This is a genomic window from Gilliamella sp. LMG 34360 (assembly GCF_984568995.1).
Window position 1 is genome coordinate 765341 of the sequence record NZ_OZ474900.1, and the last position, 21792, is coordinate 787132.

Consider the following 21792-nt stretch of genomic DNA (forward strand, 5'->3'; position numbering starts at 1 on the left):
TTCGATATATGTTTATAAAAGGAATGCAGTGAGTTATTTATCTATTGAATTTGGACTAATCTTTATCGTTTTTTTTGCGTTATATTGGCGGTATCGTCTTTTTCCTAAATTACAAAATAAATTACTTTTAGTTTCAAGTTATCTTATTGTGGCCAGTTTTAGCTTGCAGTTTGCGCTAATTCTTTTTATTTATACCTGTGTAATATATTTTTTCTCAATTATGATTGCCCGGTCAGATGAAAATGGTAATCGGTGGTTAATCTTGGCATTATGTTTATCAATAGCTAATTTGTCGCTGTTTAAATATTTTGATTTCTTCCGTTATGAGTTACAGGCCTTATTTAATTTCCTCCATATACCAATCGCACTACCTGTTGTAACAGTACTTATTCCTATTGGAATATCATTTTATACTCTTCATTCAGTTAGCTATATTGTCTCAGTTAAAAAAAGTGAATTACCTGTAGCTAAATTTTGGGATTTTGCACTGTTTTTATCTTTTTTTCCGAGTGTTATTGCTGGTCCAGTTAATCGTGCTAAAGACTTTTTACCTCAAATAACCACCCGTCATCCCCGCAAGATTTTACAACCTTTTAGAGCTTTTACTTTAATAATTTTATCTGTAATTAAAGTCTATTGTTTAGGCGGAATTATAAGTGAAAACTGGGTTACGCCAATTTTTGCTAATCCTTTAGAATTTAGTGTTATTGATTTGTTAGTAGGGCTTTATGGTTATGCAATTCAAATTTACTTAAATTTTTCAGGCTATACCGATTTAGTTACTGGTATTGCTCTTTTATTAGGATTCCGATTACCAAATAATTTTAACTTCCCTTATTTAGCTTGTAATTTGCGAGAATTTTGGAGCCGTTGGCATATTAGTTTATCGCACTGGATTCGTGATTATATCTATATTCCTCTTGGTGGTAATCGAAAAGGGCTTATTCGTACGCAAATTAATGTGATGTTGGCGATGTTAATATCGGGTTTATGGCATGGTGCAGGAATTAATTTTATTATTTGGGGCGCATGTCACGGAGTTGGTATTATAGCGCTTAATATTAGTGAACATTATTTTGGTCGAGGTTGGGTAACTGAGCGTTCTCCTACATTAGCTAGGTTTCTCACTTGGCATTATGTGTGTTTTTCATGGTTATTTTTTAATTGTGAAAGTTTGCCTGATGCATTAGATTATTTAACCGCATTAACACACAACTTTTTGATTGAACCAAAATATATTGTAACTTTTTTAAGTATCTACGTAGTATTTTTTATTTATCCGATATTAAAAAATATTCCAGATTGGTTTACTTTACTGATAAGTAGAATAAATCTGATTTACTTACCTATCATTTTTATTTCAGTATTATGGTTGACAATATATATTGCACCATCTGGTGTGCCAAACTTTATTTATGCTAACTTTTGATTATGATGATAACTTATTATGGAATATAAAAAATCGGTTACGAAAAACAAGAAAAAAACTTACCTGAATCTGAAATGGCAATCTCCTAATACATTGAATAAAAATACTTTCAAGCGTTCAAGAAAATTTGCTAAAAATAATGTTGTTTCTGAAATTGTTAGAAGCACTTTATCCGCTCGGTGTATTTGTGTGATTTTACTTTTGACAGCGATTGTATTGATGTCAATTTATTACAAATCAATACTTATTTATTGGCAACAAACTTATCATTCAGACCTATTAGATTCCGATACACTTGCGCAAGATGCTCTCCCTGAAGAATTAGAAAAAGATACAGGCAAAGACATTACTATCTCTCAAGATGATTTAGTCTCAGATGAAAAAGTGGTTACTGATGAATCTAATCAATCCGATGAACCCGATGAACCCGATGAACCCGATGAATCTAATCAATCTGATGAACCTGATGAATCTACTAAACCTATAGAAGCTATTGAAGAAAATCGATCCGAATCAAAAGAAATTAAACTTGAAACAAAAGAAGATATTCTAAGATTATTTAGAGACGAAAAATTACTAGAGGATGAATCACCTACATTAGCGATTATTGAACCAGACACTAAGTCAGAAACCACACAAGAAATTACGCAAGAAACAAAAAGTAATATTGAAGATAAACTTGAAGTTAAAGAGAAAACTGAAGTTAAGGCTGAAGCTGAAGATAAAGTTGACGAGAAAGTTCAACAAACATCTACGGAAGTTAAAACAATAGAAACGCAAGTGGCGGCGATAGATCAAGATGACCAACCAGAGGTTTTGCCTGAGGATGAATCATTAGTTAATGAACCAACACCAATTGTATTGACTCAAAATGATAAAGTTTTTTTTGCTGGAGACTCTTTAATGCAAGGTGTTGCACCTTATGTTAAAAAAATGTTATTCAAACAATATAAGATTGAAAGCATTGATTTAAGTAAACGCAGTACTGGACTTAGTTATCCTAAAGCTTTTGATTGGCCTAAAACGATTAATGATAAATTATCCGAAGATCCTTCAATTAAATTACTTGTCGTTTTTTTAGGTGCTAATGATCCTTGGGATTTTCCTGTCAAAGGTTATGCAACAAATGCAAGATTTAAATCTAAATTATGGGAAAAACAATATCGTTTACGTATCGCCAGTATTTTGGATCATGTCCAAAAACATCGTGTACAAGTTCTTTGGCTTGCACCACCTTGTATGCGTAAGCAAAAACTAAATGATGGTATGGTTTATCTTAATAAATTATATCAGTCAGAGCTTGAAAAAACTCAACAACATTTTCTAACAACCAATGAATTACTCGGTTGTTCATACGAAAAATTCAATAGTTTTATTGAAACGGATAAAGAAAAAATCAAGGTAAGGGTTGATGATGGTGTTCACTTTACACCTTCAGGTCAAAGAATTTTGGCAAAGGCCATTATGGAAAAAATAATTTTCAAAAAATTAGAGGATGTCCATAGTGAATAAGTTTTTAAAGTCTTTTCTGACTGTTATTTTTGTGACTTTCACTTTTGGATATGGTGTGACTGAAAGTGAAGCAACTACGGATTCTGGAATTATTGATTTTGGTGACCCAAACGCGAAGCTATTTGCTACCCGACTGAAATCATTAATGACCAATAAAAGAGCAAATAATGTTGTTAATATCACTCAATTTGGTGATTCTCATACTGCAGCTGATTTTTTTACTGGTGAATTTAGGACATTGATGCAGGGAAAATATGGTAATGCTGGTATTGGCTGGATAACACCAATTGCAATAAAAGGTCAAAGTCATGCGGCAGTGACTTGGAAAAGTAAAAATTGGGATGTGTTAAGTAGTAGAACACTGAGTAATAGGGATTTTCCTATGGGCGGCTTTATTGCTAAACCTAATCAAAATTCTGCAGTATTACAGATTCAACCCAAATCAGATTCTAATACAGATTGGCGAGTTCAGTTAGTTTTTAAGCCTCTAAAAAATACGTCTAATTTATTTGGGCTTTATGATATTAACAATAATAGAATTAAATTTGATTATGTTCCTAAAGCCAATATTTGGCAAAGTGTATCTGTTGTTGCTAAAATGCCATTAAAAATAACAGGGCAAAGTACGGTTGAACTTGGAGGCATTTGGTTAACTCGTCATCAACAACCAGGCGTTATTGTCTCAGCAATAGCCACAAATGGGGCAAGGCAGGCTATATGGCAGAAATGGAGCCCAAGTTGGTTTAAAGAGTTATCTTTATCAAATAGTGATTTAATCATACTCGAGTATGGGACTAATGAGAGTTTTGATGAAACTTTAGATCTCAATGCATACCGAAAAAATTTAATCAATAATATACGGCTTATTCGTAAATCATTACCCAATGCCGCTATTTTAATAATGACACCACCTGATACAATGGTCAATCAAAAAGATATGCCTAAATCATTTTCGGCAATAATGAATATTCAAAAACAAGTAGCTAGAAGTGAAAAAACATTATTTTGGGATTGGCAAAATGCAATGGGTGGTAAATTTGCTATTAAAGAATGGCGTAAACGAGGTTTAGCTCGCCCAGATTTAGTTCATCAAACTTTAAAAGGTTATAAAGAAAGCGCACGAATATTTTATAAAGATTTAAATGAATTTGTACAAAAAAGATAGATAAAATTTAAGATAAAAAAGGGATAAATGAGTTATGTCATCACCAATTATTGTTGCTGTTGATTTTGCTGATGTTAAGTCAGCTTGGAATTTTATTGATCGGGTTGAGCCTAAAGATTGTCGTTTAAAAATTGGTAAGGAATTATTTACTCATGCTGGACCTGAATTCATAAAACAGATTATGAATAAAGGTTTTGAAATTTTTTTAGATCTTAAATTTCATGATATTCCAAATACCGTGGCTAAGGCAGTAGCAGCGGCGGCTGATTTAGGTGTTTGGATGACGAATGTTCATGCTAGTGGCGGAATTCGTATGATGGAGGCTGCAAAAGATGCACTTTATCCTTATGGTAAAGATGCGCCACTTTTAATTGCTGTAACAGTATTAACGAGTATGGAAGCGGCAGATCTTAAAGATATTGGTATTAATGTTTCACCTTTAGAACAAGCAACTAAATTAGCTATACTTGCCAAAAACTGTGGGCTTGACGGTGTTGTTTGCTCTGCTAAAGAAGTACAAAGTTTTAGAACTAGACTTGGTAGTAATTTTAAATTGGTCACGCCGGGTATTCGTCCTTTAGGCTCAGGTCCTGATGATCAGCGTCGTATCATGACACCACAACGCGCTCAAGCGGCGGGCTCCGATTATTTAGTCATTGGTAGGCCAATTACTAAAGCAGAAGATCCTGCTAAAGCATTACAATCTATTTTATCTACCCTTGATTTAAGTAAGAGTTAATTTAATTATGTCAAATAATCCTCTTGTTTATTCGACCGATCAAGGGCGAATTAAACCAATAGAAGAAAAAATATCTCATCCTAAAGGTGATGGTTTTATACGTATTCAAAGACAGACATCCGGTCGTAAAGGCAAGGGCGTATGTGTTATTTCTGGTTTTGATTTGGATGATAATCAATTGTCTAAGTTAGCAGGAGAACTAAAAAAGCGTTGTGGATGTGGCGGATCTATTAAAGATGGAACGATTGAAATTCAAGGCGATAAACGACATTTGCTAAGGTCGTTATTAGAAGATAAAGGCTTTAAAGTTAAACTTGCTGGCGGATAATTTAACTGATAAAACACAACTCCCATGTATAAAATTATGGGAGTTATATATTCAAAAATTAATTCGAACGATAAGTGCGCATTTTTTTGCTGATATCGCGACGTTCTTTAGATATTTCAGCATTCTTAATAATATAATCATCAACTCGATCATCATAATCGCTTTTCATATTAGCAATAATAGCTTGAAGTTCTTCATACGTCATATTTGGTTTAATGTATTCACTTAGGTTTTCAAGTAAGAGTACACGTTTTTGGTTATCGCGAATTTTTTTCTCATTATCTGAAATTTCGCGTTTTAATTTATTTAAACGACGTGATAGGCGAATGTATTCTAATACATCTTGAAACGATGGTGCACTTGCTTTTTCCTTGTCCATCTAAAACCCCTTAATTGTAAAAATTGAAAAATAAACCTTGTCTAATTATATACTAATAATTTTCTAAGATCATATTAATTATATTTTTAAATATCATCAGATTTTGTTGGAAAATTCAATAATTAATTGCCTTTTTATGATTTATTTATCGGCATTTGGCATTATTGTTGAATTTAGTCATTAATTTTATACTCAAATGTATGCACTTCCTCAAATATTTTTACAAAAAAGAGAAAAATTAAAACAACTATTAAGAATTATTACAAAATATTATACAATAGCGCAATATTTCTAAAGAATATCTAATGAGAGAATCATAATGAGCTGGATTGAGAAAATTCTAAGTAAAAATAATATATCGTCAGATCATAAAAAGGCGAATATTCCCGGAGGGGTTTGGACCAAATGTAGTAATTGTGAGCAAGTCATTTATCAAGCTGAACTAGATCGTAATTTAGAGGTGTGTCCGAAATGTGATCACCATATGCATATTGCTGCGAGAGTTAGATTATACCGATTTCTAGATGAAGGTTCAGATGTTGAAATCGGTGCAGAACTTGCTCCAAAAGATATCTTAAAATTTAAAGATACTAAAAAATATAAAGATCGGTTAACTGCTGCTCAAAAAGATACCCGTGAAAAAGAAGCTATGGTGGTTATGAAAGGCACACTACTTGGCATTCCTGTTGTGGTTGCTTGTTTTGAGTTTGCATTTATTGGAGGCTCAATGTCTTCAGTTGTTGGCGCATTATTTACTCGTGCTGCTGAACAAGCTATTGCCGATAAGTGTCCACTAATCTGTTTTTCAACTAGTGGTGGTGCGCGAATGCAAGAAGCTCTCTTTTCATTAATGCAAATGGCAAAAACGAGTGCTATTTTGGCTAAAATGCAAGATGAAGGTTTACCTTATATTTCAGTTATGACTGACCCTACAATGGGCGGTGTATCAGCAAGTTTAGCGATGCTCGGTGATATTAATATTGCTGAACCAAAAGCGTTAATAGGTTTTGCTGGTCCTCGGGTTATTCAACAAACCGTTCGAGAAACGTTACCTGAAGGCTTTCAACGTAGTGAGTTTCTGCTCGAAAAAGGGGCTCTTGATATGATTATCCACCGTAAAGATATGCGACCAAAGATTGCTGGTTTGATCGCAAAATTAATGAAACTTCCAGCCCCTTTTTATGATGTCACTAATAATGAAACAATGTAATTAATCATGCAAGTAGAAAAACCTAATGCCTTGTCTGACTTATCAGCATGGCTTTGTTATCTAGAACAACTACATCCCTCGACAATTGATCTGGGTTTGGATCGTGTCAAAACTGTTGCTCAGCGCCTTAATTTATTGCAACCAGCACCTTATATATTTACGGTTGCTGGTACTAATGGTAAAGGAACAACTTGTAAAACACTTGAGATGATATTACTTGCAGCCAATTTACATGTTGGTGTTTATAGTTCTCCTCATTTATTACGTTTTACAGAACGAGTACGAATTGATAATCAAGAATCAACAGAGCAAGAAACGATAAATGCATTTACACAAATTGAGAATGCGCGCGGTGAAATCTCACTTACCTATTTTGAATATGCTACTCTCGCTGCACTGTATCAATTCAAACAGGCTAAATTGGATGTTGTTATTTTAGAAGTCGGTTTAGGTGGTAGGCTTGATGCAACTAATATTGTCGATGCTGATGTTGCAATTGTGACAACAATAGGTATTGATCATGTTGATTATTTAGGTAGTACTCGTGAAAGTATAGGTCGAGAAAAGGCAGGTATCTTTAAGTCTAAAAGTATTGCTGTTGTGGGAGAACCAGATATCCCTATGTCAATTTTAGATGTAGCTAAGTCAGTTAATTGTCCTATTCATAGTATTAATCATGATTGGTCTTATGAGCAAAAAAGTAACGATAAATGGGATTTTTATTCTAGTCGATGTCAATATCAATCTTTACCAATTCCTAAAGTGCCTTTAGCTAACGCTGCAACAGCAATTGCAGCTTTGAGTTATTCATCAATCCAAATTGAAACAAGACAAATAAGTGAAGGTTTATTGAATTCAAGTCTAGTTGGACGATTTCAGACAATAAATACAGACCCACTTGTAATAATTGATGTCGCTCATAATCCCCATGCGGCTGACTATTTAATAAAGCAATTAGCATTATTGCGGTCAGAAAAAAAACATTTAGGTAAAGTTAGATTTGTTATTGCTATGCTTAAAGATAAAGACATTAAAAGTACTTTGTCTATATTGAAAGGGGATGCTTGGTATTGTGCCTCACTTTATGGCGAACGAGGATGCCGTAGTGAAGTATTGAAACAATATTTAATAGAGGATAATAAGCTTAATGTATCAACATTTGATAGCGTTTTAGATGCTTATCAAATGGCTCTACAAGATGCTAAAAAAGATGATATCATAGTAGTATGTGGTTCGTTTTATACGGTATCTGATGTTTTAGCTAATATAGCGGCGGATTAAGTTTAATTAATCATGATGAAAAATAAAAAAAGTAGCAGTACTAATCAAAATAGAATAAGAAATCAACTCGTTGGTTTTGCAACATTATTGTTAATTTTAGCTGTAATAGCTCCATGGATCCTAATAGATAAATCTAATCAACGAACTTTAGCTACTCCAATTTTACAACCAGAAATAGTTAATCAACAAAATCAACTCATAAATTCATCTAATGAGTCAAGTTATGAATTTGACAATATTAATAATATACCTAACACTTCGTATATTTCGGGTGTAGATCAAAATTCTAACCCATTGACGTTACCGAATATTTCCGAAAATGACGAGTCAGATTCGACAGTTTCAGTTTCAGGACAAGAAACCAAAACATTTATGATTCAACTAACAGCGTTAAAAAATAAACAAAAAATTGAAGAACTTGTTGCATTGTTGAGATTAAATAATTATAACGTGAGGCTCGTACCTAAAAATCCAGAACCGAATCAAGTAATTAAATTACAAGTTGGCCCATATGCAAAAAGGGAACAAGCAGAACAAATTATTACTAATTTAAATAATTTAACAAAATTGAAAGGGATTATTGTAGCTAATTAAGAATTATCTTTTTATATCAAAGATAAAATTAATTTATAATTTAATGAGTTTACATATAGTATTATTTATTTACAATAATTAGCGGTGATAAAAATATTTTTTAACATAAAATAGCGGATTATTATGATGAATTGGGTTGATATTACAATTATAGGTATTATTGCTTTTTCAGCTTCAGTTAGTATTGTTCGAGGTTTTATACGAGAAGCTTTATCTCTTGTTAGTTGGGGATTAGCTTTTTTTATAGCAGGTCATTTTTATACTTACATCACTCCATACATGACCTACTTTGATAGCGATATCATTCGCATTGCAGTAGCAATTACTATCCTTTTTTTTGCTACATTATTAGTATGCTCAGTTGTCTCTTATGTTATTGGTCAATTAGTTCAAAAAACTGGCTTATCCGGCACTGACCGAGTTTTAGGTATATGTTTTGGAATTTTGCGTGGTATTTTAGTTGTTGCAGCATTACTCTTTTTCATTGATACCTTTACGCCATTATCAAAATCACCTTATTGGACTAATTCACAGCTTATTCCTCATTTTCATTTTATTATTCGTTGGTTTTTTGATTATATCCAAAATTCATCATCTTTTTTAGTTCGGTAAGCTTGAGGTAGTCATTATATGTGTGGTGTTGTAGGTATTGTAGGAAGTAGTACGGTCAACCAATCAATTTATGATGCATTGACTGTGTTGCAACATCGAGGACAAGATGCTGCAGGTATTGTTACAATTGATGATCAAAATCGCTTTCGTATGCGAAAAGCGAATGGTCTCGTTAAAGATGTATTCCAAGAACATCATATGCAGCGTTTACAAGGTAATTTAGGGATTGGTCATATACGTTATCCAACAGCCGGAAGTTCCAGCCCATCGGAAGCACAGCCCTTTTATGTCAATTCACCTTATGGTATCGCTCTTGCTCATAATGGTAATTTGACTAATACCGATAAACTACGTAATAAAGTTTTTGAGTTAGCTAGGCGTCATATTAACACTAATTCCGATTCCGAAGTTTTACTCAACATTTTTGCCAGCGAACTCGATAAATTTCCAACTTATCCTCTTAGCCCAGATAATATTTTTACCGCAATTCATAATGTACATATGATTATTAAGGGAGCCTATGCTTGTGTAGCAATGATTATAGGACATGGTTTGGTTGCTTTTCGAGATCCTTATGGAATCCGTCCGTTAGTTATTGGTAGAAGAGTTTTAGAAAATCAAAAAATTGAATATATGGTTGCCTCAGAAAGTGTGGCATTAGATATTCTTGATTTTAAGTTTATGCGTGATGTTGAACCTGGCGAAGCGATTTATATCACTCAAGATGGGCAATTATATTCACAGCAATGTTCAGATAATCCTCAATACTATCCATGTATTTTTGAATATGTTTATTTTGCAAGACCGGATTCGTTGATGAATGGTGTATCTGTTTATCAATCTCGCATTTTAATGGGACAAAAATTAGGGCAAAAAATAGCAAATGAATGGAAGGATGTTGATATTGATGTTGTCATACCGATTCCAGAAACATCATGTGATGCGGCGCTTGAGATAGCAAGAATACTAAATAAGCCTTATCGACAAGGATTTGTTAAAAATCGTTATGTTGGACGAACATTTATTATGCCCGGACAAACGGTACGTAAACTTTCCGTAAGAAGAAAACTCAATGCAAATCGTATTGAATTTGAAGGTAAAAATGTTCTCTTAGTTGATGATTCAATCGTACGAGGTACTACATCAGAAAAGATTCTTGAAATGGTTCGCTCGTGTGGTGCGAAGAAAATTTATTTGGCTTCTGCCGCACCAGAAATAAGGTATCCTAATGTTTACGGTATTGATATGCCTGTTGCGAGCGAATTAATTGCTTATAATCGAACAGTTGATGAGATAGCTAAAGATATCGGTGCTGATAAACTTATTTTTCAAAATCTTTCTGATTTAATTGATTCAATTAAAATCCTAAATCCAAACATAACACATTTGGAGTGTTCTGTTTTTAATGGGAAATATATTACCGAAGGTATTGATGATAACTATTTGTCTTCGCTAGAAATAAACAGAAGCGATAAGATTAAGTTAACACCAACTAAAGAATCAGAAAATCTAGAAATTTATAATGAAGGTCAATAAAAAATCATCTAAAATGAAAAAAATGTTAAAAACAGATGAATTATTAGACGGTTTGCCTGTTTTTTTCATCCAATCAATTTGTTACACATTCCTAATCATAACAAGAAAGTAATTTTAAATTAGTTATTACAATGTTTATTAAGTTGAACAATTAGTTTACTAAAATCATACTATTCTTATTTTTATTTAACTTTATGAAAAATAAATAAATTATATTTGTTTACAAAAATTAATCAAAAAATACGTAAATTTATTTTGATTTATGACAATTTTGTAATATCATCCCCCTCGTATAAAGGGTTTTGAATAATTTTAAAATCCTTAAAAAAATAAATATGGAAAGAAAACAAATTTAAAGCATTTTTATCCAGAATAAATTAATAATAGAATTTAATGGTAGATGAGCTTTATTAACAAATAAAAAAGAACTTGTTACTGCGTAGCATTGTGTCGGTGAAATATAAGGAATAATTAAGATGAGAAATAATCTTAATTTAAAAGTTATCTCTACACTAATTATCATGGCTTTAGGCTGCCAAATGAGTTGGGCAGTCGATAATACTGTTTCTGAAACAGTAACGGCAATTGATAGTAATAAAGTGATCGAGTTAAAAGATGGTATGAAGGTGCGTGAAATGGTCAATAACCAGCAACGTAGCCTATATCAAATAGCACTTTTAAGCGGTGTCTCTGTTTCAGAATTAAGAGAGATGAATGCTGGTCGTTATGATAAAAAAGATGTGGTAGAAGTTGGAGAGCGTTTAGTGCTCCCTGAAAACTCTCCTATATTGCCTGCATTGAAAAAAACAGATTCTGGTAGTCAAGATAAATATGCTAATTTGCCTAAATTAGGTTCGGATGATAATTATGACGTTAAAGCTGATAAAGATGCTTTAGCAAGCCAAGTTGCATCAACTTTACAGACTTTAGCTACTCAAGATTGGAAGCAAATCACCTCTTCTGAGAATGGCGGCATATCTGGGCATGTAAAAAATAAAGCAAAAGATTATGCTGAAGATTATGTACGTAATAGTGTAAGAAACCAAGTTGTTGATCCATTAAAAGGTGCTGCGCAAGACTTTTTAGGGCAATTTGGTACTGCACAATTACAGTTTGATATCAGTGACACAGGGTCATTTAATAATATCAATGCCAAACTATTTAGTCCTTGGTACGACACCGAAGATACTTTGATCTTTACTCAATTGTCTTTTCAAGAATATGAGCATAATCGACGTATTGGTAACTTTGGTATTGGTCAACGCTGGGATGTAGCTGATAAAACATGGTTATTAGGTTATAACGTATTTTTAGACCACGATTTTCAACGTTCTCATAACCGTTTAGGTATTGGTGCTGAAGCTTGGACAGACTATATGAAGTTTGCCATTAACTATTATCACCCATTATCTGATTGGAAAAATTCAAAAGATTTTGATGATTATTTAGAACGCGCAGCTAGAGGATTTGATATTCGTTTCCAAGGATACTTGCCACAATATCCACACTTAGGTGGTTCATTGATGTATGAACAATACTATGGTGATAAAGTAGCATTATTTGGTAAAGATAATTTACAAAAAGATCCTAGAGCTGTAACTGCGAGTATTGATTACACGCCTGTTCCTTTATTTACGGTTAAAGCCGAACATAAACGTGGTCAAGATAGTAATAAAGAAACTAAAGCTGAACTAACCATGAATTACCGTATTGGAATGCCTCTAAAAGACCAGATGGATCCCGATATGGTTCAAGCCGCTCGTTCAGTTAAAGGTAGTCGTTATGATCTTGTTGATCGCAATAATTACATTGTTCTTGAATATAAAGAAAAGAAAATGAGTGTTGATTTAGGGCTTGAATCACTGCAATTATTGGAAGGTGAGACTTATGACGTTAGCATTGGCGTTCATAATGCTAAAGGTATACGCAGTGTCTCATGGTCTGGTGATATGATGGAAATTGATGCGGGCGGTGGTTTCTTATGTTTTGCAACAGGAACATGTAATTCTTCAAACTGGTTAACACCTCATACCAATATTAACAATTGGAAAATTGTAGCGCCGGATTATGTTGATTCTACTGGTCAACGTCGTCCTATAAGCACTAAAGGTAAATACACATTGGCGGTAACAGTTACCGACGAAAAAGGTAAATCTGCAACATCTAACTCAATTTCATTTGAAGTATTACCAAATCTAAATACACGTAAAGTTGGGGTCTGGGTAATAGATGAAAATGGAAATAAGGTTTCAATGGCTAACAGACCGGCTGATGGTCAAAGTGCAATCACTATTTTTGCAACATTAGTTAAACCTAAAGTAGATGTCGGATCGATTACTTCTGAAGATGATGTAGAAGGTTTTAGTGATGAAGAACTAATGAATAGTATACCTGATAATTTTGCATCAGTACTAAAAGGGTGGTCAGCTACAAGCAATGGAAAAAAAGTGGCTTTAATTGATGGTACCTCAGGTAATGTTAATGCTTGCCCATCACAAGAACCTTGTGTCATTGTAAAAGGTTTTGAAAAAGTTAAGATGGGACAAAAAGTATCTGCTAATGCTGCAACGGCAGCTAATATTGATGCGATAGGTGATACTTACATTTTAGATGTCGCCTCAAATCTTGCTGGTGTTGTTGAATTTGCAATTGCTATTGATAGATTTGGTACCTCTTTCAATAAAGCTAAGGTTAATTTTACAGGTGGTAAAGCTAATACTATTAAAGTTTACCGCGCAGATGGCGTATTAGTAGCAGAAAACACAGGTAATTCTCTTAACTTTGACCCAAATGGTGTTAAAGAATGGATGGTCGATAGTGAGTATTATGTAAAGGCTTATGGTGTTGATGGTCAGGAACTTCCTACTCCATTTACTGTTTGGTCACTTGTCGGTTCCAATGAACAGGCTTGCCCAGGCAGTGCTGCAACTTCTGCATTACCAAGTTATGAGGAAAATCCAAATGGTCCATGGTTTAATGTTGCTATGGGGCCTAATGCTCACTACACAATAAGAAGTAAGAAAACATTGAGTTATGCAACAGCAGGTAAAGGTGTTGCTCCTGTTGCTGGTGCACCTGCTCATTTGAATTTAGAACAGTCGGTTACACCTTCACCGTTAGCGTGTGCGGGAGATCAAGGTTTTAAATTGCAAGTAACAATTACAGATTATAACTAATTAGTCATGCGTATAAGTAATATGAAGATATAATAATAGGTTTTAGGTTAACGAATGATTTCGGTAGCTTATATTTGGGAACACCAACAAAAGTGTTGTATTCATTTAAATACAACATATTCAATTTAAAAATAAAAATAGGAAGTTAAACATGAAAAATTTAACAATCAAAAAAATTGCATTTGGCTTATTATTAGCAGGTTATGCATCAAGTAGCGCATTTGCAACATTACATGCAACAACTAACGAAACAATACATGGTAATGCACCTGTTCTTTCCAAAATAAATGGCGATGTTGCTGATCATACTATTACTGTAACCTTTACTACTGATGCTGCCGGTAACAATAACATTGGAGCAAATGACAATGTTAAAGTTGGTGATTATATGAAAATTTCATATAAATTACTAGACAGCGATGGTGATGTAGATAATGGAAATATCAAAGATTCTCTTACTGTTTATATAAGACAAAAAGATAGCGCTGGTAATTACGGAGCTTGGACATCAATTGCAGGAGCAGATCTTCAAGGTCTTTCATTTACAACTGCTCAAAGTGTAAATGGTGTACAATCAGGTTCTATTATATTTGAAATTGATGATAAATTTGCTGGTGCTGATCAAATTGGTTTTAAATTACAAGAACGTACCGAATTTGGTTTACCTAGCACCAATCAATGGTTGAGTATCTCAGACGTTTGGTCATCAGAACTTCCGCAAGTATCTACAGATGGCACTGAACCAGATGGACTACCTTCTGATCCAAAAGGTCCAGGTGATCAAGCACCAGGTAAAGGTCCAATTATTAGTGATACCTTTAAAGTTGGTATCTTTAAATATGACGCAAATGATCAGTTAGATACTTCAGTTAACTATGCTAAAGCTGGTGCAACTAACCCTCAATACGGCGATAAATTTGGTGCTGTAGTTTGGAATGATGCTGATAGAAACGATAGCATTGATTCAGGAGAGTTAATTAAAACTTCAGCTTATACATATAAATGGACACTTGACGGTACTTATTTAGACACTAATGCCACTACTGATGAGTTAGCTTCAAGCACTACAACAGCTCAAGGCGATACTATTTACTTAGGTAGCACAACAGCAAATCATAACTCAATATATAACACAGCCTACAAAGCAGGTGCTCAAGGCTATCATTTGAGAGTTGAAACTAACGAATAAATATAAGTAATACTAATTACTTTAAATATTATTAAAACCACTCATATGGGTGGTTTTTCTTTACTATTAAAAAATATTTATTGATGTATATATTATTGTAAGTTATTTAAAAAAAATAAAACTGCATATTATAATGTTGCAAATAATCATAATTTTTAATCTTTAAGCTAATTTATATAATTTTATTACATGATTTATCCTCACGATTATTAGCCAAATAAAATTAAAAAATGAAATGATTCTTCTTATTTTTAAATGGATGCTTTAGAATACTAACCAATTCCAAATAATATTAATTTATCATGATTATTCCTTGGCAAAATCTTGACCCGCAAACATTAGATAACATAATTGAATATTTTGTGTTACGTGAAGGTACCGATTATGGTCTGCAAGAAAAATCCCTCCAAGAAAAGGTTACTCAAGTAAAATCTCAATTAATTGATGGAACTGTGGCAATTTTTTGGTCTGAATTACACCAAACAGTTGATATTAAACTTGTTAAATAATGGCTAAAATCCTTATCGCTTAGTATATGATTTATTGTCCAACTTTGTTATAGTGTGTAGGTTGTAAATTGAATGGAGAGAAAGGAATAATGATTGGTAAACAGCAAACGGATACAACATTAGAGTGGTTTTTATCCCATTGCCATATTCATAAATATCCAGCTAAAAGTACCCTAATTCATCAAGGTGAAAAAGCAGAAACTCTCTATTATATTGTAAAAGGATCTGTAGCCGTATTGATTAAAGATGATGAAGGTAATGAAATGATATTATCTTATTTGAATCAGAATCAATTTTTAGGTGAATTAGGTCTTTTTGAAGAAGGAACAGAGCGAAGTGCTTGGGTTAAAGCGAAAACAAGTTGTGAAGTAGCTGAAATCTCTTATAAGAAATTTAAGCAACTAGTTCAGGTCAATCCCGATATTTTAATGAAACTTGCCAGCCAAATGGCTAGTCGCTTACAAGTAACATCTGAAAAGGTTAGCAATTTAGCGTTTCTTGATGTTGCCGGTCGTATTGCACAAACCTTATTAAATCTGGCTAAACAACCTGATGCTATGACACATCCTGATGGTATGCAAATTAAAATTACTCGTCAGGAAATAGGTCAGATTGTTGGATGTTCTCGTGAGACTGTCGGTCGAATTTTAAAAATGCTTGAAGATCAACATTTAATTTCTGCTCATGGTAAAACTATTGTTGTTTATGGAACACGCTAAGTGATTAAACAAATCTTTAATAACAAGTTGATAAAATGATTTATATGACACGGTATATTTCATGATTCAAGAAAGATACATTCCTAACCATGTAGCGATCATTATGGATGGAAATGGTCGCTGGGCACAGCAACGAAAACAATTACGTGCAGTTGGACATAGAGCTGGTTTAAAAGCAGTACGTAAAATAGCTACCTATGCTGCAACTCTTGGTATAAAAGTTTTAACGTTGTATGCTTTTAGTAGTGAAAATTGGAAACGCCCAGCAAGTGAAGTTTCTGCTTTAATTTCTTTGTTTATTTATGCTTTGAATCGTGAAATGAAAAGTTTACACAAAAATAATGTTCGATTAAATATTATTGGTAATATTTCTCAATTTAATGAAGATTTGCAAAATATGATTATTAATGCAGAACAATTAACGAAAGATAATTCTGGATTAGTTTTGAATGTTGCTGCAAATTATGGTGGTCGTTGGGACATCTTACAGTCAACTAAAAAAATGGCAAAGCAAGTCTTAGATGGTAAAATAACGTTAGATGATATTACTGAAGAACGATTTAATTCGGAAATAAGTATGCATGAGTTTCCTGAAGTAGATTTAGTTATTCGCACTGGCGGTGAATATAGAATCAGTAATTTTTTATTATGGCAGATCGCTTATTCTGAACTTTACTTTACTGATGTTTTATGGCCAGACTTTAATCAAACGTTATTTGACAAAGCAATTGATGCCTTTAATACCAGAGAGCGGCGTTTTGGTGGTATACCTATAGAGGAACATTCATGTTAATTCAACGATTACTTGCTGCAATTGTGCTAATTCCACTTGTAATTATTCTACTTTTTTTTACGCAATTATCGGTATTCGCTTATATCATGATTGCTGTTGTCGGTATAGCTGCATGGGAGTGGTCACAGTTTTTGCATATAACTAATAAGTATTCAAGACTAATGTTTGCTTTTTTTATTGCAGTTATATTAGCTTTGTTATATTTTATGCCAATCTCTTTTGAACTAAAATCCAAACTGTATAATATTATATTATCACTTTCAATTATCTGGTGGTTAGTTGCATTATACTTAGTAATAAGTTATCCCAAAACCATACATTATTGGTCTAATGTTGCTGTAAAATTAACTTTTGCTTTTTTTACGTTAGTTCCATTTTTCCTTAGTATGATAGCGTTAAGATCCATTAACTATCATTCAAATTGTTATACAGGAGCAATCTTGCTGTTATATGTATTTGTGCTAGTATGGGCAACAGATACTGGAGCTTACTTTGCTGGGCGAATTTTTGGTAAACGAAAATTAGCACCGAAAGTTTCCCCAGGTAAAACTGTAGAAGGTTTCATTGGTGGCGTTAGTGTCGCGTTTTTAATTAGCTTGATTGTTTATTATTCTAATCTGTTCAATATAAAATTTAACGTTTTTTTTATCAGTTCTTTTTTTGCTGTCTTGGTTTCAGTATTAGGTGATTTAACTGAAAGTATGTTTAAACGTGAAGCCGGTATTAAAGATAGTGGTAATTTAATACCAGGACATGGCGGTATTTTAGATAGAATTGATAGTTTAACAGCCGCTGTTCCAATTTTTACAGTACTATCTTTATATTTATCATAGAGAGGTAATATATTTTGCTCTGGTCGTTGCTGCTATTTATCCTTACTATGGGTATTTTAGTCACAGTACATGAATTTGGGCATTTTCTTATTGCTCGTTTATGTGGTGTTCATGTTGAATGCTTTTCAATTGGTTTTGGTAAAAAAATATGGTCACATAAATTTTCAAGTGGAACTGAATTCGTAATTGCTATGATTCCTCTTGGTGGTTATGTTAGAATGCTTAATGAAGATGTAAAAAAAACTTCAAACCATGATAAAAAATTTGCTTTTAATAGAAAAAAAATTTGGCAAAAAATGGCAATCATATTCGCAGGGCCTTTTGCCAACTTTGTTTTAGCTGCGATAATTTATTGGATAATTTTTTTAAACGGAGTAATGGTTTATCCCGTAAAAGTAAAAGATACCATTGCTAATACCCCTGCTTCTACATTGTATATGCCTTATGGAGCAGAACTAAAAACTATTAATAATATTAATATTAATAGCTGGAATGATGTAAATTTAGCGTTGATATCTGTATTAGGTAAAAATAGTGTATCTTTATCTTATATTGATACAGATAATAATGATAACCCAACAGAAATTACAAAAAGTGTTGATATTAGCCATTGGTATTTTGACATAGAAAAAGAATCGTCCATTACGGCATTTGGTTTTCTTCCTAAAACGTTGGAAGTTTATCCAATTTTGAGTAAAATTGTACCAAAATCGGCTGCAGAAAAAGCTGGATTACAAGTAGGTGATGAAATTATCAGTTACAATAATCATCTTTATACAAATTGGAATGATTTTTCTGATGAAATAAAAAAAGCAAATGCAATGGTATTAAAGGTTAAGCGAGATAATAGTGAAATTTATCTTAATTTAATACCAACAGTTCAGAAAAATGGAGAAGGTGTAGCTGGTTTATATCCTTCCTCAGAGGCAGTAGTTAAGCAATATGGTTTTTTAGAAGGATTAGGTAAAGGTATTGAACAAACAGTATTAACGACAAAACTAACTGTTGGTTCACTTTATCAGTTAATAACAGGTGTTATTGGTCTTAAACATTTATCAGGGCCTATAACGATAGCAAAAAGCGCAGGGCAAACAGCAAGTTATGGTTTCACACCTTACTTATATTTCTTAGCATTTATTAGTATAAGTTTGGGTGTTATCAATCTTGCACCATTACCAATATTAGATGGGGGGCAGCTTGTCTTTTTATTGCTTGAAAAGTTAAAAGGGAAAGCTTTATCCGATGAAACCCAAGAGCGATTATTTCGCATAGGTTTTTTTTTATTAATATTGATAATGGGAATTGCACTATTTAACGATTTTTTACGATTGTGATGGGATGAGGTTATAAACATTTACAATGAAAATAAATAAATTACTTATAGCATCTTTGCTGTTCAGTGGTACAGCAATGTATAGTTCCAACGCATTTTGTGTTGATGATTTTATAGTAAAAGATATTGAATTTGAAGGTTTGCAAAGAGTTACTCCTGGCGCTGCATTGCTTGAGATGCCTGTCCAAGTTGGCGATTATGTTAATGAAGCTGATTTAGGGCGTATTATCAAATCCCTTTATGCTAGTGGTAATTTTGATAATATCAGTGTTTCCCGAGATGGTAATAAATTGATTGTTCATGTTCAAGAGCGTCCAACTATTGCGAGTATCACTTTTTCTGGTAATAAATCAGTGAAGGATGATATGTTGAAAAAAAACTTAGATAGCTCTGGCATTCGAGAAGGTGAAGCATTAGATCGTACTATGCTTTCGGCAATTGAAAAAGGTTTAGAAGATTTTTACTACAGTGTTGGGAAGTATAATGCAAATGTTACAGCTGTAGTTACCCCATTATCTCGTAATCGTGCTGATTTAAAATTGGTAATTGCAGAGGGTAAATCGGCATTAATTGATCAAATCAATATTGTTGGTGCTAAAGCATTTTCTTCAGAAGAACTTATTTCACGTTTTTCATTACGTGATGAAGTTCCATGGTGGAACATGCTTGGTGATCGAAAATATCAAAAACAAAAATTGGCTAGTGATTTAGATGAATTGCAAAGTTTCTATCTAAATCGTGGTTATGCTCGTTTTAATATAGATTCCACGCAAGTAAGTTTAACGCCAGACAAAAAAGGTATTTACGTAACGATTAATATCCATGAGGGGGAACAATACAAGTTATCTGGTCTTGATTTTAAAGGAAACTTTTCGGGTCATAAAGATGCGATTGCTAAAATAGCTAATGAGCGCATATCAGTTGGCGATTTATATAATGGTCAGAGAATAACAGATATCGAAGATAATGTTAAACGCTTACTTGCTAATTTCGGTTATGCTTACCCTAGAGTCGTTATTCAGCCAGAATTGAATGATTCTGAACATACTGTAAAACTAATAGTGATGGTTGATGTTGGACAACGTTATTATGTTCGTAATATTAGAATAGTCGGAAATACAGTGACTAGTGAAAGTGTTATCCGCCGTGAGCTTCGTCAAATGGAAGGTTCATGGTTAAGTAACGGTTTAGTTGAGTTAGGTAAGGAACGTTTAAATCGATTAGGTTTTTTTGATACTGTCGAAGCGAATACTGAACGAGTGCCTGGAATAGATGATCAAGTTGATATCATTTATAAAGTTTCTGAGCGTAACACTGGTAGTATTAAATTTGGTGTGGGTATTGGTTCAGATAGTGGTGTTAGTTTTAATGCAGGTATATCGCAAGATAACTGGTTAGGTACAGGTAATAGTGTATCATTTGATATTAACACCACTGATACTGATAAAACGGCCTCTGTTTCAATTGTTGATCCCTATTTTACTGTTGATGGTGTAAGCTTAGGTGGTAGTGTCTACTATAATACTTATAAAGCGGATGATGATGATGAAGAGTCAGAATACTCGAGTAAAACATGGGGAGCATCAGCAAATTTAGGATTTCCAATTAGTGAAAATAATTTCATTCGCTTTGGTACTGAATATGCCAATCATAAATTGTCTGATATGAAAGCTCAATATGGAATGTGGCGTTATTTTGAATCTATGGGTGAAAATATGAAGAATAGACGTTCTATTTCTTTCGACACTAATGATTTATTACTAAATGCTTATTGGACGTATAATTCATTAGATCGAGGATTTTTCCCTACTGATGGTTTAAGAGTGACCGCTAACGCAAAAATAACAGTACCTGTATTTGATAACCGATTCTACAAAATAATCACTGATGCTTCCTATTATTATCCATTTGATTCTGAACATCATTGGGTTTTCTTAACTCGAGGTCGTTTGGGTTATGGTAATGGTTTTGGTGGTAAAGAGTTGCCATTCTATGAGAACTTTTATGCTGGTGGTTCGACTGTACTACGTGGTTTTAAAGCCAACACTGTTGGTCCTAAAGCAGTTTATTTTAATAGTGATGATGGTTGTAGTGGTTTAGATAATACAAGTAATTGTAAAAGATCGAAGGATGCAGTTGGTGGTAATGCTTTAGCATTTGTTAGTACAGAGTTGATCGTTCCTACTCCATTTGCTGCAGAAAAATATACAGATAGCATTCGTACCTCTGTATTCTTTGATGCTGGTACAGTATGGGATACTGAGTGGAATTTTAAGAACAAGGATATTCCAGATTATAGTTCACCTTCTGATATAAGAATGTCGGCAGGATTGGCTGTTCAATGGATGTCACCATTAGGTCCATTAGTTTTTTCTTATGCCCAACCGCTTAAGAAATATAATGGTGATTCAGCTCAACAATTCCAATTTAATATCGGTTCGACATGGTAAATCCA

Annotated in this window: 19 protein-coding genes; 18 read left to right on the plus strand and 1 reads right to left on the minus strand. The window is 33.3% G+C overall.

The features are described from left to right. Nucleotides 1-28: 28 nt before the first annotated feature. Genes AC5LW9_RS03485 through yciH form a run of 5 tightly spaced genes read left to right on the plus strand, consistent with a single transcriptional unit; the run spans nucleotide 29 to nucleotide 5173 of the window. Nucleotides 29-1429, plus strand: coding sequence for an MBOAT family O-acyltransferase (locus tag AC5LW9_RS03485; RefSeq protein ID WP_198226272.1), 1401 nt, complete (start codon nucleotides 29-31; stop codon nucleotides 1427-1429). 18 nt (nucleotides 1430-1447) lie between these two features. Next, a complete protein-coding gene (locus AC5LW9_RS03490) occupies nucleotides 1448-2941 on the plus strand; it encodes a DUF459 domain-containing protein (protein ID WP_198226274.1) in 1494 nt (497 codons plus the stop codon). Continuing rightward, nucleotides 2934-4106 (plus strand): SGNH/GDSL hydrolase family protein, encoded by a 1173-nt coding sequence (locus AC5LW9_RS03495; protein WP_198226276.1) that lies wholly within the window; start codon nucleotides 2934-2936, stop codon nucleotides 4104-4106. The genes AC5LW9_RS03490 and AC5LW9_RS03495 overlap by 8 nt, the downstream gene beginning before the upstream one ends. 34 nt (nucleotides 4107-4140) lie before the next feature. Beyond that, the gene (gene pyrF / locus AC5LW9_RS03500; RefSeq protein ID WP_198226279.1) at nucleotides 4141-4845 is read left to right on the plus strand and encodes an orotidine-5'-phosphate decarboxylase; all 705 of its coding nucleotides are present in this window, start codon (nucleotides 4141-4143) and stop codon (nucleotides 4843-4845) included. A gap of 7 nt (nucleotides 4846-4852) precedes the next feature. Then, nucleotides 4853-5173: a stress response translation initiation inhibitor YciH gene (gene yciH / locus AC5LW9_RS03505; protein ID WP_493456340.1), complete on the plus strand. Its 321-nt coding sequence runs from the start codon at nucleotides 4853-4855 to the stop codon at nucleotides 5171-5173. Between the two features lie 58 nt (nucleotides 5174-5231). Here the strand turns inward: yciH and tmaR are convergent, their stop codons facing one another. Then, a complete protein-coding gene (gene tmaR / locus AC5LW9_RS03510) occupies nucleotides 5232-5552 on the minus strand; it encodes a PTS system regulator TmaR (RefSeq protein ID WP_025316420.1) in 321 nt (106 codons plus the stop codon). A gap of 319 nt (nucleotides 5553-5871) precedes the next feature. Between tmaR and accD the strand changes: the two genes are divergently transcribed. The 13 genes from accD to bamA all read left to right on the plus strand — a co-directional run bounded on the left by accD (nucleotide 5872) and on the right by bamA (nucleotide 21787). Next, nucleotides 5872-6762, plus strand: coding sequence for an acetyl-CoA carboxylase, carboxyltransferase subunit beta (gene accD / locus AC5LW9_RS03515; protein WP_198226283.1), 891 nt, complete (start codon nucleotides 5872-5874; stop codon nucleotides 6760-6762). Nucleotides 6763-6765: 3 nt separating this feature from the next. Then, nucleotides 6766-8043, plus strand: coding sequence for a bifunctional tetrahydrofolate synthase/dihydrofolate synthase (gene folC / locus AC5LW9_RS03520; protein WP_493456589.1), 1278 nt, complete (start codon nucleotides 6766-6768; stop codon nucleotides 8041-8043). A 12-nt stretch (nucleotides 8044-8055) separates the two neighbouring features. After that, a complete protein-coding gene (locus AC5LW9_RS03525; RefSeq protein ID WP_198226287.1) occupies nucleotides 8056-8637 on the plus strand; it encodes an SPOR domain-containing protein in 582 nt (193 codons plus the stop codon). A 126-nt stretch (nucleotides 8638-8763) separates the two neighbouring features. After that, nucleotides 8764-9249, plus strand: coding sequence for a CvpA family protein (locus AC5LW9_RS03530; RefSeq protein WP_198226710.1), 486 nt, complete (start codon nucleotides 8764-8766; stop codon nucleotides 9247-9249). 18 nt (nucleotides 9250-9267) lie between these two features. Beyond that, nucleotides 9268-10785: an amidophosphoribosyltransferase gene (purF, locus tag AC5LW9_RS03535; protein ID WP_198226288.1), complete on the plus strand. Its 1518-nt coding sequence runs from the start codon at nucleotides 9268-9270 to the stop codon at nucleotides 10783-10785. A 476-nt stretch (nucleotides 10786-11261) separates the two neighbouring features. Next, nucleotides 11262-13961, plus strand: coding sequence for an inverse autotransporter beta domain-containing protein (locus AC5LW9_RS03540; protein WP_198226290.1), 2700 nt, complete (start codon nucleotides 11262-11264; stop codon nucleotides 13959-13961). 151 nt (nucleotides 13962-14112) lie between these two features. After that, nucleotides 14113-15150: a hypothetical protein gene (locus tag AC5LW9_RS03545; protein WP_493456341.1), complete on the plus strand. Its 1038-nt coding sequence runs from the start codon at nucleotides 14113-14115 to the stop codon at nucleotides 15148-15150. Between the two features lie 302 nt (nucleotides 15151-15452). Beyond that, the gene (locus tag AC5LW9_RS03550) at nucleotides 15453-15659 is read left to right on the plus strand and encodes a YheU family protein (protein ID WP_198226294.1); all 207 of its coding nucleotides are present in this window, start codon (nucleotides 15453-15455) and stop codon (nucleotides 15657-15659) included. An 86-nt stretch (nucleotides 15660-15745) separates the two neighbouring features. Beyond that, the gene (gene crp / locus AC5LW9_RS03555; protein ID WP_025316411.1) at nucleotides 15746-16378 is read left to right on the plus strand and encodes a cAMP-activated global transcriptional regulator CRP; all 633 of its coding nucleotides are present in this window, start codon (nucleotides 15746-15748) and stop codon (nucleotides 16376-16378) included. Nucleotides 16379-16439: 61 nt separating this feature from the next. Next, the gene (gene uppS / locus AC5LW9_RS03560; protein WP_198226296.1) at nucleotides 16440-17171 is read left to right on the plus strand and encodes an undecaprenyl pyrophosphate synthase; all 732 of its coding nucleotides are present in this window, start codon (nucleotides 16440-16442) and stop codon (nucleotides 17169-17171) included. Next, the gene (locus AC5LW9_RS03565) at nucleotides 17165-18004 is read left to right on the plus strand and encodes a phosphatidate cytidylyltransferase (protein ID WP_493455023.1); all 840 of its coding nucleotides are present in this window, start codon (nucleotides 17165-17167) and stop codon (nucleotides 18002-18004) included. The genes uppS and AC5LW9_RS03565 overlap by 7 nt, the downstream gene beginning before the upstream one ends. Before the next feature lie 14 nt (nucleotides 18005-18018). Continuing rightward, nucleotides 18019-19338, plus strand: coding sequence for an RIP metalloprotease RseP (gene rseP / locus AC5LW9_RS03570; protein WP_198226300.1), 1320 nt, complete (start codon nucleotides 18019-18021; stop codon nucleotides 19336-19338). 25 nt (nucleotides 19339-19363) lie between these two features. Next, nucleotides 19364-21787: an outer membrane protein assembly factor BamA gene (bamA, locus tag AC5LW9_RS03575; RefSeq protein WP_493456342.1), complete on the plus strand. Its 2424-nt coding sequence runs from the start codon at nucleotides 19364-19366 to the stop codon at nucleotides 21785-21787. Nucleotides 21788-21792 lie beyond the last annotated feature (5 nt).